Source organism: Pseudomonas fluorescens group sp., from assembly GCF_020093335.1.
In the GTDB taxonomy this organism is placed as follows: Bacteria; Pseudomonadota; Gammaproteobacteria; order Pseudomonadales; family Pseudomonadaceae; genus Aquipseudomonas; species Aquipseudomonas petroselini.
The window spans coordinates 528,098-542,091 of the sequence record NZ_JAIOKW010000001.1; the positions used below are offsets into that span (position 1 = coordinate 528,098).

General features: G+C 61.8%; 14 protein-coding genes. 8 read left to right on the forward strand and 6 right to left on the reverse strand.

The annotated features are described in order from the left end of the window. Positions 1–90 precede the first annotated feature (90 nt). A complete protein-coding gene (locus K7431_RS02315; protein WP_012724424.1) occupies positions 91–1,005 on the forward strand; it encodes an arginase family protein in 915 nt (304 codons plus the stop codon). On the opposite strand, the gene K7431_RS02320 is transcribed toward K7431_RS02315, so the two are convergent. The 6 genes from K7431_RS02320 to hpaA form a co-directional block, all read right to left on the reverse strand. Continuing rightward, positions 985–2,451: an amidase gene (locus tag K7431_RS02320; RefSeq protein WP_043206263.1), complete on the reverse strand. Its 1,467-nt coding sequence runs from the start codon at positions 2,449–2,451 to the stop codon at positions 985–987. The genes K7431_RS02315 and K7431_RS02320 overlap by 21 nt on opposite strands. A gap of 14 nt (positions 2,452–2,465) precedes the next feature. Further along, the gene (locus K7431_RS02325) at positions 2,466–3,698 is read right to left on the reverse strand and encodes an MFS transporter (protein ID WP_012724426.1); all 1,233 of its coding nucleotides are present in this window, start codon (positions 3,696–3,698) and stop codon (positions 2,466–2,468) included. Positions 3,699–3,708: 10 nt separating this feature from the next. Beyond that, on the reverse strand, positions 3,709–4,641 hold the full coding sequence (locus tag K7431_RS02330) for a SphA family protein (RefSeq protein WP_012724427.1): 933 nt from the start codon (positions 4,639–4,641) through the stop codon (positions 3,709–3,711). Between the two features lie 68 nt (positions 4,642–4,709). Next, positions 4,710–5,702: a helix-turn-helix domain-containing protein gene (locus K7431_RS02335; protein WP_012724428.1), complete on the reverse strand. Its 993-nt coding sequence runs from the start codon at positions 5,700–5,702 to the stop codon at positions 4,710–4,712. A 168-nt stretch (positions 5,703–5,870) separates the two neighbouring features. Continuing rightward, a complete protein-coding gene (gene hpaR, locus K7431_RS02340; RefSeq protein ID WP_043205390.1) occupies positions 5,871–6,293 on the reverse strand; it encodes a homoprotocatechuate degradation operon regulator HpaR in 423 nt (140 codons plus the stop codon). Between the two features lie 184 nt (positions 6,294–6,477). Next, a complete protein-coding gene (gene hpaA / locus K7431_RS02345; protein ID WP_012724430.1) occupies positions 6,478–7,383 on the reverse strand; it encodes a 4-hydroxyphenylacetate catabolism regulatory protein HpaA in 906 nt (301 codons plus the stop codon). Between the two features lie 179 nt (positions 7,384–7,562). Here hpaA and K7431_RS02350 point away from each other — a divergent pair, with 179 nt between their 5' ends. From K7431_RS02350 to hpaH, 7 genes are read left to right on the forward strand one after another with little or no spacing between them, the layout of a single operon-like run. Beyond that, the gene (locus tag K7431_RS02350) at positions 7,563–8,231 is read left to right on the forward strand and encodes a fumarylacetoacetate hydrolase family protein (protein ID WP_012724431.1); all 669 of its coding nucleotides are present in this window, start codon (positions 7,563–7,565) and stop codon (positions 8,229–8,231) included. After that, on the forward strand, positions 8,228–8,998 hold the full coding sequence (locus K7431_RS02355; protein ID WP_012724432.1) for a fumarylacetoacetate hydrolase family protein: 771 nt from the start codon (positions 8,228–8,230) through the stop codon (positions 8,996–8,998). Before K7431_RS02350 ends, K7431_RS02355 begins: the two co-directional genes overlap by 4 nt. A gap of 5 nt (positions 8,999–9,003) precedes the next feature. Beyond that, entirely contained in the window at positions 9,004–10,464 is a 1,461-nt protein-coding gene (hpaE, locus tag K7431_RS02360) for a 5-carboxymethyl-2-hydroxymuconate semialdehyde dehydrogenase (RefSeq protein ID WP_012724433.1), read from the forward strand. 50 nt (positions 10,465–10,514) lie between these two features. Beyond that, complete coding sequence (gene hpaD, locus K7431_RS02365) at positions 10,515–11,372, forward strand: 3,4-dihydroxyphenylacetate 2,3-dioxygenase (RefSeq protein ID WP_012724434.1); 858 nt, start codon at positions 10,515–10,517, stop codon at positions 11,370–11,372. Positions 11,373–11,417: 45 nt separating this feature from the next. Beyond that, the gene (locus K7431_RS02370) at positions 11,418–11,810 is read left to right on the forward strand and encodes a 5-carboxymethyl-2-hydroxymuconate Delta-isomerase (RefSeq protein ID WP_012724435.1); all 393 of its coding nucleotides are present in this window, start codon (positions 11,418–11,420) and stop codon (positions 11,808–11,810) included. Positions 11,811–11,860: 50 nt separating this feature from the next. Next, positions 11,861–13,165, forward strand: coding sequence for an MFS transporter (locus tag K7431_RS02375; protein ID WP_012724436.1), 1,305 nt, complete (start codon positions 11,861–11,863; stop codon positions 13,163–13,165). 13 nt (positions 13,166–13,178) lie between these two features. Then, positions 13,179–13,982: a 2-oxo-hept-4-ene-1,7-dioate hydratase gene (gene hpaH / locus K7431_RS02380; RefSeq protein WP_012724437.1), complete on the forward strand. Its 804-nt coding sequence runs from the start codon at positions 13,179–13,181 to the stop codon at positions 13,980–13,982. Positions 13,983–13,994: the final 12 nt, after the last annotated feature.

Here is a 13,994-nt window from a genome sequence, read left to right on the forward strand (position 1 = left end):
CGTCAACTATAGCCCTGCATATCTTCATCCGCTAAGCGAATACGGTAGCAACCAACTGATTCCGTCTATTCCTGAACCGGAGAATTTTGCATGTCCGACGCCAACGGCAAGACCCTGCGTTTGCTGTTTCCACAATGGCAAGGTGGCAACAACCCGCCCTATCACTTCGGCGCCCAGCTTCTGTCCTGGCTGGCGCCTGAACACCTCGGCCCGGTCGAAGAGGTTCCTGTGAATCTCCCTGACGGCTCAACACTTACGCCGGAAGGCGGGATCATCGGCCGAAGCGCGTTGCTGCGCCAGTTGTACGCTGCGCGTGCGCTGATCGACAAGCATCAACCGGATCGCCTTGTTGTTCTGGGCGGCGACTGCCTGGTGGACCTGGCGCCGTTTGCCTACCTGAACGAGCGTTATGACGCAGACCTGGCCATTCTCTGGGTGGATGCTCACCCGGACATCCTGACGCCGAACGACTTTCAGCACGCCCACGCGATGGTGCTGGGCAACCTGCTAGGCGAAGGAGACCCTGATTTCCTGAAAGCCGTGAAGCGTCCAATCAAACCCGCCAATGTGATGTACGCAGGCCTGCAAGCAACGATGGACGTTGAAACCGCAATGATCGCCAGGCTGGGCCTGTCGAGTGCAAGTGCTGGCGAACTGGCGTATTCCAGCGAGCCCGTCTTGCAATGGCTGAAATCGACAGGAGCGAAGCATCTGGCGATCCACTTCGACTTGGACGTGCTGGACCCGACGCTGTTTCGTTCATTACTGTTCGCCAACCCTGACGTTCCTGCCAGCACATGGGACGGCATCGCTCAGGGAAAAATGACCATGGCGCAGGTTGTTCGCCTCCTCGGGGATGTGGCAAACGTCATCGATGTGGTCGGAATCGGTATTGCCGAACACCTGCCGTGGGACGCGTTGGCACTAAAAAACATGCTGACCAAACTGCCGCTGATTGGCCAGCCAGAAACGAAACTTAGCGTTTCACCGGCGCATCGAAGCTGACCGCTGACAGGCATTGACCGGTGGTATCCGACCGCGCCAGGGCTGGGCGCGCTCCAGCTGCGCGGCGAGTGCAAACAAGGTGCTTTCCTCACCAAAACGACCGGCAAAATGCGCCCCCATCGGCAGGCCTGCCGCGCTCCAGTACAGCGGCACCGACATTGCCGGTTGCCCACTGGCGTTGAACAGTGCGGTGAATGGCGAATAGCTGTGAAACCGCTCAATCAGCTCATCGAGGCTCAAGCGGTCGTCTTGCAGGTCCAGCTCCCCGATCGGTGCCGGCTCACGCGCCAAGGTCGGCGTGAGGATCAGGTCGTAATCCTGCATGAACACCGCCAATTGCCGACCCAAGGCATGAATCCCCTCCACCGCCCCGGCGTACTGCGCACCGCTGACATCGCCTTTGCTGCGCAAAATGATGCGGGTACGGGCTTCAAGCTCCTCAGGCTGTACCGCGAAACCGCGCATCTGTCCCAGGACGTCGAGATAGTGGCGAGTACTTGCACCGATGATGGTGAAGACCTGGTCGAGAAACGCCGGCATCGCGACGGGTAAGCTGACCGGTTCAACGGGGTGCCCCAAGGATTGGCACAAGCGGGCGGCCTGGCGCACGGCTTCCAGACTTTCGCGGGAGGTCGGCCAAGGCTCGAGTTGCTCAACCAGCGCGATACGCAGAGGCCGGGGGTCACGCTGCAGTGCCGTGACATAAGGCTGCACCTGCTGCGGCGCGGCGTACGGCGCACCCAGGTCGATCCCGGCGGTGGCGTCCAGCAGCACAGCGCTGTCGCGTACCGACAGGGTAATGGCATGGGGGGTGCCCATCCCGGCCCAGCCTTCGCCGACCATCGGCCCGGATGGCAACAGCCCACGGCTGGGCTTGAGACCAAACACGCCACAGCAGGAGGCTGGCACACGCAAGGAGCCGCCGCCATCGTTGCCATGGGCAAACGGCACCACGCGTGCCGCCACCAAGGCTGCCGCGCCGCCGCTGGACCCACCGGCACTGTGGTCGACATTCCAGGGGTTGCGGGTGGCGCCAAAGCGGTTGGACTCGGTGGAGTACGACGTACCGAACTCGGGTGACGTACTGGTGCCGAGAATCACGCAACCGGCCCGGCGGATACGGCTCACGTGTTCGGCGTCAAAGTCTGCGCGAAAGCCTCCCAGCGCGTGCGAGCCATTGGTCATCGCCGCGCCGTTGACCGGTGAAAACAGGTCCTTGATCAAGGTCGGCACCCCGGCAAACACCCCGCGACCGGGGCGCGATGCGAGGGCGGCTTCGCGGGCGGATTCGTACAGCCGCTCGGCGACCGCGTTGAGATGCGGTTCGACCAGTTCAATGCGATCAATCACCGCCTCCAACAGCTCGCCCGGTTGCACGTCACCGCGCCTGATCCACTCGGCCAGGCCGGTGGCGTCTTCACTGTCCAGCAGGTTCTGGATGTCCATCTTCATTTCCTCTCTTACGAATGACTTGAGCCGAGTATCTGGGTCAGTGCTTTGCGCCGTGCCTGCAGGCCTGCCAGCGCCCATGCCAGGGCCGAGGCAAAACTGGCGAATGCCAGCCATTGGATGGCGTGACGCAGATCACCCGAGTAAACGCTGAGCACGGCCACCACCAGCGGGCTGACAAATTGGCCGAAGTACAAAAACGCGGTGAACCCGCCGAGGCCGCGCCCTCGGTTTTTGGCGTTAAGGGCATTCATCACCGGCGCCATCGCATTGGGCACCAGCAGTCCCGCGCCCACGCCGTGAATCAGCACCGCTACCAGCACCGCGTTGTAGCTTTGCCCCCGCATCAGCAGCCATAACCCCAGGCCCAGCAGGCTCAGCAACAGCGCATTGCACCCAGCGATGCCGACGCGGCGGCGCAGCAGCGGCCAGGCCAACGAACCGACCAAGGTCGCCAGCAGCGCCAGGCCCGCCGACAGCCCGATCATCGTGCTCGACGTCACCCCAAGGCTCACCAGCAGAATCGGCGCCTGGATCGGCACGACAAAACTCAGGACCATGCCGCTGAGGATCAGCAGGTAACCGACCACCAAGGGCAGCATCGCCACCCTGCCCTGCTCAGGCGTCTCGACCAACCGCCGGGTGGCCGCAGGCTCCCACAGCACCTTGATCATCACCGGTACCAACAGCAGCGGCAGCAGGTACAACAGGAAGGGCAGGCGCCAGGAGTGCTCGCCCAACGCCCCGCCCACCACGAAGAACAACGAGCCCACCAGGCCGATAGTCACCACCTGCCGATTGATGTACCGCAGCCGCTCTTCGCCGTGCCAATAGTCGGCAATCAGCGTGGCGCAGCAGGTCATCACCGCCGCCTCCGCCGCGCCGAACAACAGGCGTACGCCGACGATGGCCGGCAAGTTATCCAGCAGTGCCGGGATGGCCCCGAGCACGGCATACAACAGCGTGGCGATCACCAGCAAGGCCTTGCGCCCGACCCGGTCGGCCAACCAGCCGGCCAGGGGCGCGCACAGTGCAATCGCCAGGGCCGGCCCGGTGACCGCCAAGGGCACCAGCAGGTCGGCGCGGGGCTCCAGCGGGCCGAACTCGGCCCCCAGCTTGGGCAGGATCGGCGCCACCATGACGGCGCCCATGATGGTCAGGCTGCTGCCCAGCATCAGCACCAGCCCTTCACGACGCCCGGTGGCTTGCCGTGGAGATAAGGAATCGGAATGTGATGAGTTCATGCGCAGCCCCCTAGAAACTTTGCGAAATACGCAGCGCCACGGTGTAACCCTCGGCACGGTTGCGGGCATCGGTTTCCTTGTAGGCATGCAGCCACACGGGAGGCAGACCGGGCTTGAAGTAACTCACTGCCGGCCCGATGGCCAGCACCCGCGCACGGTTGCCCGATTGCAGCCCGGGCGCATCGTCATCGGTGAACTGGCGGTAGTAGTAACCCCCCAGGCCCAAGGTCCACGGCCCCACGTGCTGACCCACGGCAAACTCGTGCCGGTACTCGACACCGTTCTTGTAGTCGGTCGCGGGGTTGCGGGTATTGACGTCGACCTCAACGCTTGAGGAAACCTCAAAGCCGCCGTCGGTGATGTAGGTCGCGTTGACGATTGGCGAAAACGTCCAATGGTTGAGCCCCGGCGAAATCAACCGATTCTTGTCGTAGTCACCGGTGGGCGCCTGGATCTGCAATTGCGTGTTGATGAACAGATTCGGCGACAGGTTCCACTGCAGGATCAACGGCAGCAATTGCACGTCCGCCATGCGAAACGGATCAGCCTCCAGATTCAGCGGCCCGACCGGCGTCGGCACCTTGACGGAGGCGTCCATCTTGAAAAACGGTACCACCGTGCCGAACCCGTATTGGGCGCCCAGCACGGTGTAATCCGTCATGCGCATGTAGGCGACGCCAATGGACAACACTTCCAGTGAGAAGTGGTTGTCAACTGAGCGGCCGTGACGGTCCTTCTGCACGTTGGCGGAGTAAAACGCCGTTCGCAGCCCCAGCGTCCCGAACGGTGTGGCTGGCGGCATCATGCCCGCGCCAAAATCGTACACACCGACAGCGGTCGTCGGCGCACCGTTCTCGGTGCCGTGCACGCTGGCGCAGCAACCCAGCAGCGCCAGGGTAAACAGCGTCGTCCGTGCGACGCGTGCATTATTGTTATGAATCATCGAATGCCCCTCCCATCAAGTGGTGTGGGCCATCCTAGTAAGCACCAGCGTATGCCGGTTATCCGTTTTCAGCAGAGTTGAGTGCGACGCAGGGTCTGTGATGGGCTTTCGCCAAACATGGTGCGGTAATCGCTCGAGAACCGACTCAAATGCCAGAACCCCCAACGCGCCGCCACTTCTTGTACGCCATGGGATTGGGTGCGGGTTCGCAGTTCGCGGCGCACCGCATTGAGGCGCAGCGCACGCAGATAGGCCACCGGGTTGATGCCCAGGGTTTCCTGGAAACAGTATTGAAGTTTGCGCCGGCTGGCGCCGATGTGGTTGCACAGGTCGAGGATCGACAGCGGTTCGTCGAGGTGGCTCAGCGCATATTCGCGCGCCCGGTCGACCATCCTTTTGCGCGCCGTCGGGTTAAGGGGTGGCGCCTGGTCCGGCGCGATCAACTCCAGCACGTGCAGCATCACCGCATCCCGTATGCCGCGCCGGATCGAGTCATGCCCCAGCACGGCATCACGGCCCTGGTCGCAACCCGCCAGCGCATCGAACAACCCTGCGAGTTCACGTTGCACAGATGAATCACCCAAGCGGTAACACTTGGGAAGATCGGTAATTCGAAACTCACTGCCCTGACGCTCCAGGACGTGTGCCAGTGCGTGTTCTTCAATGGCCACACTGAGCAAATCCAAGTGCTGTGGCGTGTGCAGCTCGGGAAGGTTTTCACCGTGGGCCACCAACAGGCTGGGCGCATGGATCGGGTGACCCGAGCAATACACCGGGCCGTCGGCACTCAAGGGAAGGCTGAAGGTGATTGCGCCTTTCCAGGCTGCACCACTCTTGATCATGGCCTGATTAGAGCGGTCGCGCACCAGTTGCATCCAGCCCGAACGGAACTCCACCAGCTCACCTTCAAAGGCGCCCGGCGATAACTGATCGTACCGAACCTGCCAGCCACCCATATTGCGCGCGTGTTCATCGATGTCGCTGGTCAGAAAACGCTGGAGGGGTAACGCCGGTGGAAGCACCACCGAGGCCGCAGGCATCCGCACATTATTATTGTTCATCGACCCAACCTTTTTCAGTTCCAAGGCTTACAGGTCAGATCGCACGCAAGTTCCATTCCGGACCTGGGGCGGGTCGTGTATTTGTGCCGAAATTGGATAGTAAAAATTGGCCAGCGCAATGCCCTCGCCGGACAAACACGTTCACCTATTAACTAAAATGTCGTGCATTCAAGGCTTGATATTTTTCAGCTCGTTCAGCAACGCCAACAGTTGCTCCATTTTCTCGGCGCCAAACTGTTCTTCGATTTTCTGGTAGTTGCTTTCCATGCCTGCGCTCATGGAGACGAAGCATTGCTGGCCGCGCTCGGTGAGGCCCACGAACACCCGGCGCTGATCCTGGCTGGACTTCTGCCGCCGCACCAGGCCGTCACGCTCCAGGCGCGTCAACACACCGGTCATGCTCGGCTTCAGGATGCAGGCCTGCAAAGCGAGTTGATGGCTTTCGAGTTCACCCCGCTCGCGCAGGATCCGAATGACCCGCCACTGTTGTTCAGTCAGTTCATGCTTGTTCAGGGCCGGACGGAAGAAGGCCATTGCGGCCTCACGGGCTTGCAGCAGGGTCAGGGTCAGCGAAGGTCTTGGGTTGGCCATAAACGGCACCACTTGAATGGGCGAGCCGGCAGCTTAGTGTCGCCGGCCAGCGGCTGCAAGCGGCGTGGGCACGGTGAAAAGTACAAGCGGTTCTGTGTAAAAGCCATTCTGTCGCGCCACTGCGCTGCGCATGATGATCCGCACACGATCAACCAGACCAAGGTGCGAAGCCGCCATGCTTGGCTCAACGCAACCCCGATTGGCGCTGGCGGTACTCCCCCGGCGTGAGCTGCGCGTAACGCTGGAAAAACCGGCTGAAATAGGCCGGGTCCTTGAACCCCAGCTGGTAGCAGATTTCGTTGGCCGAGCTGCCCGTAAACAGCAGCAGGCGCTTGGCCTCTTGCATCAGGCGTTCGAGGATCAGGCGCTTGGACGGCAGGTCGGCGATGCGGCGGCACACGTCATTAAGCCGTGCCTCGGTCACCCCGATGCCTTGGGCGTAACGCGACAACGGCCAGTGCTGCTGGTAGTGCGCTTCGATCAGCTCATTGAAACGGTGGAAGATTTTCAAGTCCTCGTGGCGGGCAGGCGTGGCTTTCAGCGAATGGGAACACAGCCGCAACAGGCTGATCATGATCAACCGCGTCAGGCTGTCCAGGGCCGCACTGCGCCCCGACCGCTGGGCTTTCATCTCGTCGCTCAGCGACTCAAACAGAACGTCCAACCGGCGGATATCGCCTGCGTATTGCGGCCCCAACTGCGCCAGGACCACACACGCGGCGGGCAATTGCGCCCCCGTCGGCGCCAGGCTGGCGTCGGCTTCGATCAGTTGCCACACCAATTGCTGACGCACCGTCAGCACATGCCCGTCGCTGTCCGGCTCGGTCACGAAGGAATGCGCGACCGTGGGTGGCGTGAGGAAGAACATCGGCCCCGATTCGACGTACTGCTGGTCGTCCAGGTACACGCGCACGGTGCCGCTTTTCACGTAGTGAACCTGGAAAAACCGGTCGTGCCGATGCACCGGCATGTTACGGCCGAAAAAATCCGCCAGGTTGGCCAACTGGTCGTAATGCACTTCGGCATCGCTGTAGCGCTGGTCGTAGACCTGGCCAATGTTGATGTTCGGAATGGGTTGACGGTCGCTCATCGCACGCTACTCGTTTTTAGTCTGATTGCCGCCGTGCAGCGGCTCTCATCCTGCACCGATTCGGTCGGCACAACCACCGAAGAAACAGTCTGTCACGCTTGACGATAGTTAACATCTTAATTATAACGGTTAACACATTAACTAAATCCAGGGCCTCCATGGACCTGCCAGGAGAATGCATGAGCCGCGCCTTGCATGACGTCGCGACGGGCACCCTTTTCGGTGTCGCGCTGAACTACCAGGGGTTGCTCAAGCAGCACCTCGCCGAATTCGAAGCGCCGCCGTATCAGAAGCCGCCGGTCAAACCGGTGCTGTTCATCAAGACGCCCAACACGCGTAACCAAAACGGTGGCGATGTCGTGCACCCTGGCCAGGGCGAACGCCTGCAGCCTGGGCCGGCATTGGCGGTGGTGATGGGCAAGGACGCCAGCCGCGTCAGTGCAGCCGACGCCCTCGACTACGTGGCCGGTTTTACCCTCGTCAACGAGTTCAGCCTGCCGGAAGACAGCTACTACCGCCCCGCCGTCAAAGCCAAATGCCGCGATGCGTTCTGCGCCATCGGGCCGGAGCTGGTGCCGACCGCACAGCTGGATGACCTGCACAGCCTGGCGATCACGCTGTACGTCAACGGCGAGATCCGCCAGCAAAACACCACGGCCAACTTCGTCCGCAGCATTCCATTGCTGATCGCCGAGATCAGCGAATTCATGACCCTGCACGCGGGCGACGTGCTGATCACCGGCACTCCCGAAGGCCGGGTGGATGTGCAACCTGGCGATACCGTGGAGGTCGAGATCAGTGGCCTGGGCCGCCTGGTCAATCACATCAAGGCAGAGGAGCTCTCATGAAACACGCCCGTATTCGCTTTGAAGGTGAAGTCCATTCGGTACAGGTCGAAGCTGAAAACGCCGTGCGCCTGGCTGACGGCCGCCTGCTGGCCGAAGACCAGGTGCAATGGTTGCCGCCGGCCACCGGTAACATGTTCGCCCTGGGCCTGAACTACGCCGACCACGCCGCCGAACTGGCCTTCACGCCGCCGACCGAACCGCTGGCTTTCATCAAATCCGTGGGGACGTACACCGGCCACAACCAAGAGACCTGGCGCCCGGATAACGTCGCCTACATGCACTACGAGTGCGAGCTGGTGGCCGTCATCGGCAAGCCGGCGCGCAACGTCAAGCGCGAAGACGCGCTGGATTACTTGGCGGGTTACACCGTGTGCAACGACTACGCCATTCGCGACTACCTGGAAAATTACTACCGCCCCAACCTGCGCGTGAAAAACCGCGACGCCACCACACCTGTCGGCCCGTGGATCGTCGATGTAGCCGATGTACCGGACCCAGGCAACCTGACACTGCGCACCTGGATCAACGGTGAACTGCGCCAGGAAGGCAGCACCCAGGACATGATTTTCGACATTCCCTACCTGATCGAATACCTGTCCAGCTTCATGACCTTGCAGCCCGGCGACATGATCGCCACCGGCACGCCCGAAGGCCTGGCCGACGTCGTACCTGGTGATGAAGTGATTGTGGAAGTCGAAGGCGTGGGCCGCCTGGTTAACCGAATTGTCAGCGAAACGGCGTTCTTCAACGCCCGTAAAGAGGCTTGAGCAGCATGATCAAACATTGGATCAACGGCCGTGAGGTCGACAGCAAAGACGTGTTCGTCAACTACAACCCGGCCACCGGTGAAGCCATCGGTGAAGTGGCCAGCGGCGGTGCCGAGGAAGTCGCGCAAGCCGTGGCGGCCGCCAAGGAAGCCTTCCCCAAGTGGGCAGGCACACCGGCCAAGGAACGTGCACGCTTGATGCGCAAGCTCGGTGAACTGATCGAACAGAACGTGCCGCACCTGGCCGAGCTGGAAACCCTCGACACCGGCCTGCCGATTCACCAGACCAAAAACGTGTTGATTCCACGGGCGTCGCACAACTTCGATTTTTTCGCTGAAGTCTGCACGCGCATGGACGGTCACAGCTACCCGGTCGATGACCAGATGCTCAACTACACGCTCTACCAACCGGTGGGTGTCTGCGCGCTGGTGTCGCCCTGGAACGTGCCGTTCATGACCGCCACCTGGAAGACTGCACCGTGCCTGGCGCTGGGCAATACCGCCGTGCTGAAGATGTCCGAGCTGTCACCGCTGACCGCCAACGAGCTGGGCCGGCTGGCCGTCGAAGCCGGCATTCCCAACGGCGTGTTGAACGTGATCCAGGGCTACGGCGCGACCGCCGGTGACGCCTTGGTGCGTCACCCCGATGTGCGCGCGATTTCCTTTACCGGCGGCACCGCCACCGGCAAGAAAATCATGCAGACCGCCGGCCTGAAAAAATACTCCATGGAACTGGGCGGCAAGTCGCCAGTGCTGATCTTCGAGGACGCCGACCTGGAACGCGCCCTCGACGCTGCGCTGTTCACCATCTTCTCGCTCAACGGCGAACGCTGCACCGCCGGGAGCCGGATCTTCATCCAGGAAAGCGTGTACCCACAGTTCGTCGCCGAGTTTGCCGCTCGCGCCAAACGCCTGATCGTCGGCGACCCGCAAGACCCGAAAACCCAGGTCGGCTCGATGATTACCCAGGCCCATTACGACAAGGTCACAGGTTACATCAAGATTGGTCTCGAAGAAGGCGCTACCCTGCTCGCCGGTGGCTTGGAGCGCCCGGCCAATCTGGCGGCGCACTTGAGCAAAGGCCAGTTTATCCAGCCAACGGTGTTTGCTGACGTGAACAACACCATGCGTATTGCCCAGGAAGAAATCTTCGGCCCGGTGGTGTGCCTGATTCCGTTCAAGGATGAAGCCGAAGCCCTGCAACTGGCCAACGCCACCGAGTATGGCCTGGCGTCCTATATCTGGACCCAGGACATCGGCAAGGCACATCGTCTGGCCTATGGCATCGAAGCGGGCATGGTGTTTATCAACAGCCAGAACGTGCGCGATCTGCGCCAGCCGTTCGGCGGTGTGAAAGGCTCAGGCACGGGTCGTGAAGGTGGCCAGTACAGTTTCGAAGTGTTCGCCGAAATCAAAAACGTGTGCATCTCGATGGGCAGCCATCACATTCCACGCTGGGGCGTCTGAGCGACACCAGAAGCCCCTAAGACAACAACAATAATTTCAGGAGAATCATCATGGGCGAAGTCGTCCTGGCGGCGAAAATCTGCCACGTACCCTCGATGTATTTGTCGGAGCTTCCCGGTAAACACCATGGTTGCCGTGAAGCGGCGATTGCCGGTCACAAAGAGATCGGCCGTCGCGCCCGCGAGCTGGGGGCCGATACCGCCGTGGTGTTCGACGTGCACTGGCTGGTCAACAGCGCCTACCACGTCAACAGCGGCGAGCACTTCAAAGGCATCTACACCAGCAATGAACTGCCGCACTTCATCAAGAACATGGAATACGAGTACCCAGGTTGCCCCGAACTGGGTGAGCTGATCGCGGCCGAAGCCAACGCCGCCGACGTACGCACGCTGGCCCACAATATCCCGAGCCTGGAGCTGGAATACGGCACCTTGGTGCCGATGCGCTACATGCACATGGGCGTACCCGACGAGCAAAGATTCAACGTGGTGTCGGTGGCCGCCTGGTGCGCCTGGCATCGCCTGCAAGACAGCTTCACCTTCGGCGCCGCTGTGCGCCGGGCCATCGAGAAAAGCGACCGCAAAGTCGTGGTGCTGGCCTCGGGTTCGCTGTCGCACCGTTTCTCCGACGACCGCAATGCTGAAGCCAATATCCATAACTGGACCCGCGAATTCGACAAGCAGGTCGACCTGCATGTGGTGGAACTGTGGCGCCAGGGCCGCTGGAAAGAGTTCTGCGCCATGCTGCCGGACTACGCCGAGCATTGCTTCGGCGAAGGCAAGATGCATGACACCGCCATGCTCCTGGGGTTGCTCGGCGGACCGGACTACGACAAGCCAGCCGAGATCATCACGCAACCCTTCGGCAGCTCGGGCACCGGCCAGATCAACGCCATTTTCCCTGTTTGAGCGCATGGCCGCCCGGTATCCCCGGGCGGCCTCAAGGAGCCCCTCATGCCCCACTTTATCGTTGAGTACACCGACAACATCGAACAGCAAGCCGACCTGCCTGGCCTGTTCGAAACAGTCCACGCCACCCTGGGCGACAGCGGCGTGTTTCCCCTGGGTGGCATCCGCAGCCGTGGGGTGCGCCTCGACACCTGGCGCATGGCCGATGGCAAGCACGACTACGCCTTCGTGCACATGACGTTGAAGGTCGGGCATGGTCGCGACCTGGCAACCCGCCAGAAGGTCGCCGAACAACTCTTCGCGGTGATCACCCAGCACTTCGCCGCGCTGCAGGACCAGCGGCTGCTGGCGTTGTCGTTTGAAATGATCGAGCTGCACGAGCAGCTCAACTTCAAGCAAAACAACGTGCACGCCTTCCTCAAGGCGCAAGTGGGCTGACACACCCACCCGCTCGTTCCATCGGCCTCTCAGACAAAAAGTATAAAACCATGAGCTCAGCCAATACCGCCGACACCCTCGGCACCGACGTCCGTGACCAAACCCACAGCACCGTGACTTGGCGGCTGATGCCGCTGCTGCTGATCTGCTACCTCTTTGCCCACCTCGACCGCATCAACATCGGCTTCGCCAAGATGCAGATGAGCGCCGACCTCAACTTCAGCGACACCGTCTACGGCTTCGGCGCCGGCCTGTTCTTCGTGGCCTACGCGCTGTTTGGCGTGCCCAGCAACATCGCGCTGGACCGCGTGGGCCCCCGTCGCTGGATTGCCGCGTTGATGGTGGTGTGGGGGGCGTTGTCGACGTGCATGTTCCTGATCGACAGCGCCATGGGCTTCTATGTGCTGCGCTTTTTGCTCGGTGTGGCCGAGGCCGGTTTCTTCCCAGGCATCCTGGTATTTTTGAACCGTTGGTACCCGGCCGGTCGGCGCGCGCAAGTCACCGCCCTGTTTGCCATCGCCGTGCCGATGGCCGGGGTCATCGGCGGGCCGCTCTCCGGCGGCATCCTGGAACACTTTCATGACCTGGGCGGTTTGCGCGGCTGGCAATGGATGTTTGTCATTGAAGGCGCCCCCGTGATTCTGCTTGGGCTGGTGGTGCTCAAGTGTCTGCCGGACAGCTTCGAAACGGTGAAGTGGCTGACGCCCGTGCAAAAGCAACAACTGCGCGAGCAGCTGCACCAGGAAGAACACCGCAAATCCATCACCTCGTTCTCGGCCATTCTCCGTAACCCGCAAGTGTGGCTGCTGGTGGCGGTGTATTTCGCGGTAATGCTGGCGGTCAACACCCTGGCGTTCTGGATGCCGACACTGATCCATGGCGCCGGCATCGGCAGTGACGGCAAGGTCGGGCTGCTCAGTGCGTTGCCCTACTTGGCCGGTTGTTTCTTCATGCTCGGCTGCGGACGATCGTCCGACCGCCACCGCGAACGCCGCTGGCACCTGTGCGTGCCCTTGCTGATGTCGGCGGCCGGTATTGCCATCGCCGGGCTCGCCCCCGCCAACCCGGCCCTGGTGCTGGGCGGCCTGATCATCGCCGGCATGGGTGCCAGCGCGGCGTTGCCGATGTTCTGGCAGTTGCCGCCGGCGTTCCTGTCCAACCACACCCAAGCCGCCGGCATCGCCTTGATCAGTTCCTTCGGCAGCATCGCCTCGTTCTTTGCGCCGTACTTGATCGGCTGGATGCGCGACACCACCCAGAGCGCCAGCCTGGCGCTTTACGTGCTGGCGCTGCTCATTGCACTCGGTGGCTTGCTGGTGCTGCGCACCCAGGCGGCCATCGTCAACCCTCAGTAAGAGTACCCTTGCCATGCTTGATCAACACCTCATTCAGCAAGCCGCCGCCCGCCTCGACCAGGCTGAACGCTCACGCGAGCAGGTGCGTCAGTTTTCCCTGGATCACCCAGAAATCACTATCGAAGACGCCTATGCCATTCAACGCGCCTGGGTAGCGCAGAAAATCAAGGATGGGCGCAAGCTGGTCGGGCATAAAATCGGCCTGACCTCCCGCGCCATGCAGGTTTCGTCCAACATCACCGAGCCGGATTACGGCGCGCTGCTCGACGACATGTTCTTCGATGAAGGCACCGACATCCCGTTCGAACGCTTTATCGTGCCGCGCGTCGAGGTGGAGCTGGCGTTCATCCTCGGAAAACCGCTCAAAGGCCCGAACGTGACGGTGTTTGATGTACTGGACGCCACCGAATGGGTGATCCCGGCGCTGGAGATCATCGACGCGCGCATCCAGCAAGTCGACCCGCACACCAAGGCGACCCGCAAGGTGTTCGACACCATCTCCGACAACGCCGCCAACGCCGGCGTGGTCATGGGCGGGCGTGCCGTGCGCCCCACCGGGATCGACCTGCGCAAGGTGCCCGCCGTGCTCTACCGCAATGGCGTGATCGAGGAATCCGGCGTCTCGGCCGCCGTGCTCAATCACCCGGCCAAAGGCGTGGCCTGGCTGGCGAACAAACTGGCGGCCTATGACGTGACCCTGCAACCCGGGCAAATCATCCTGGGCGGCTCTTTCACCCGCCCTGTCGCGGCCAACCCAGGCGATACCTTCCATGTCGATTACGACATGCTGGGCTCCATCGCCTGCCGATTCGTCTAACCGGAGATCGCT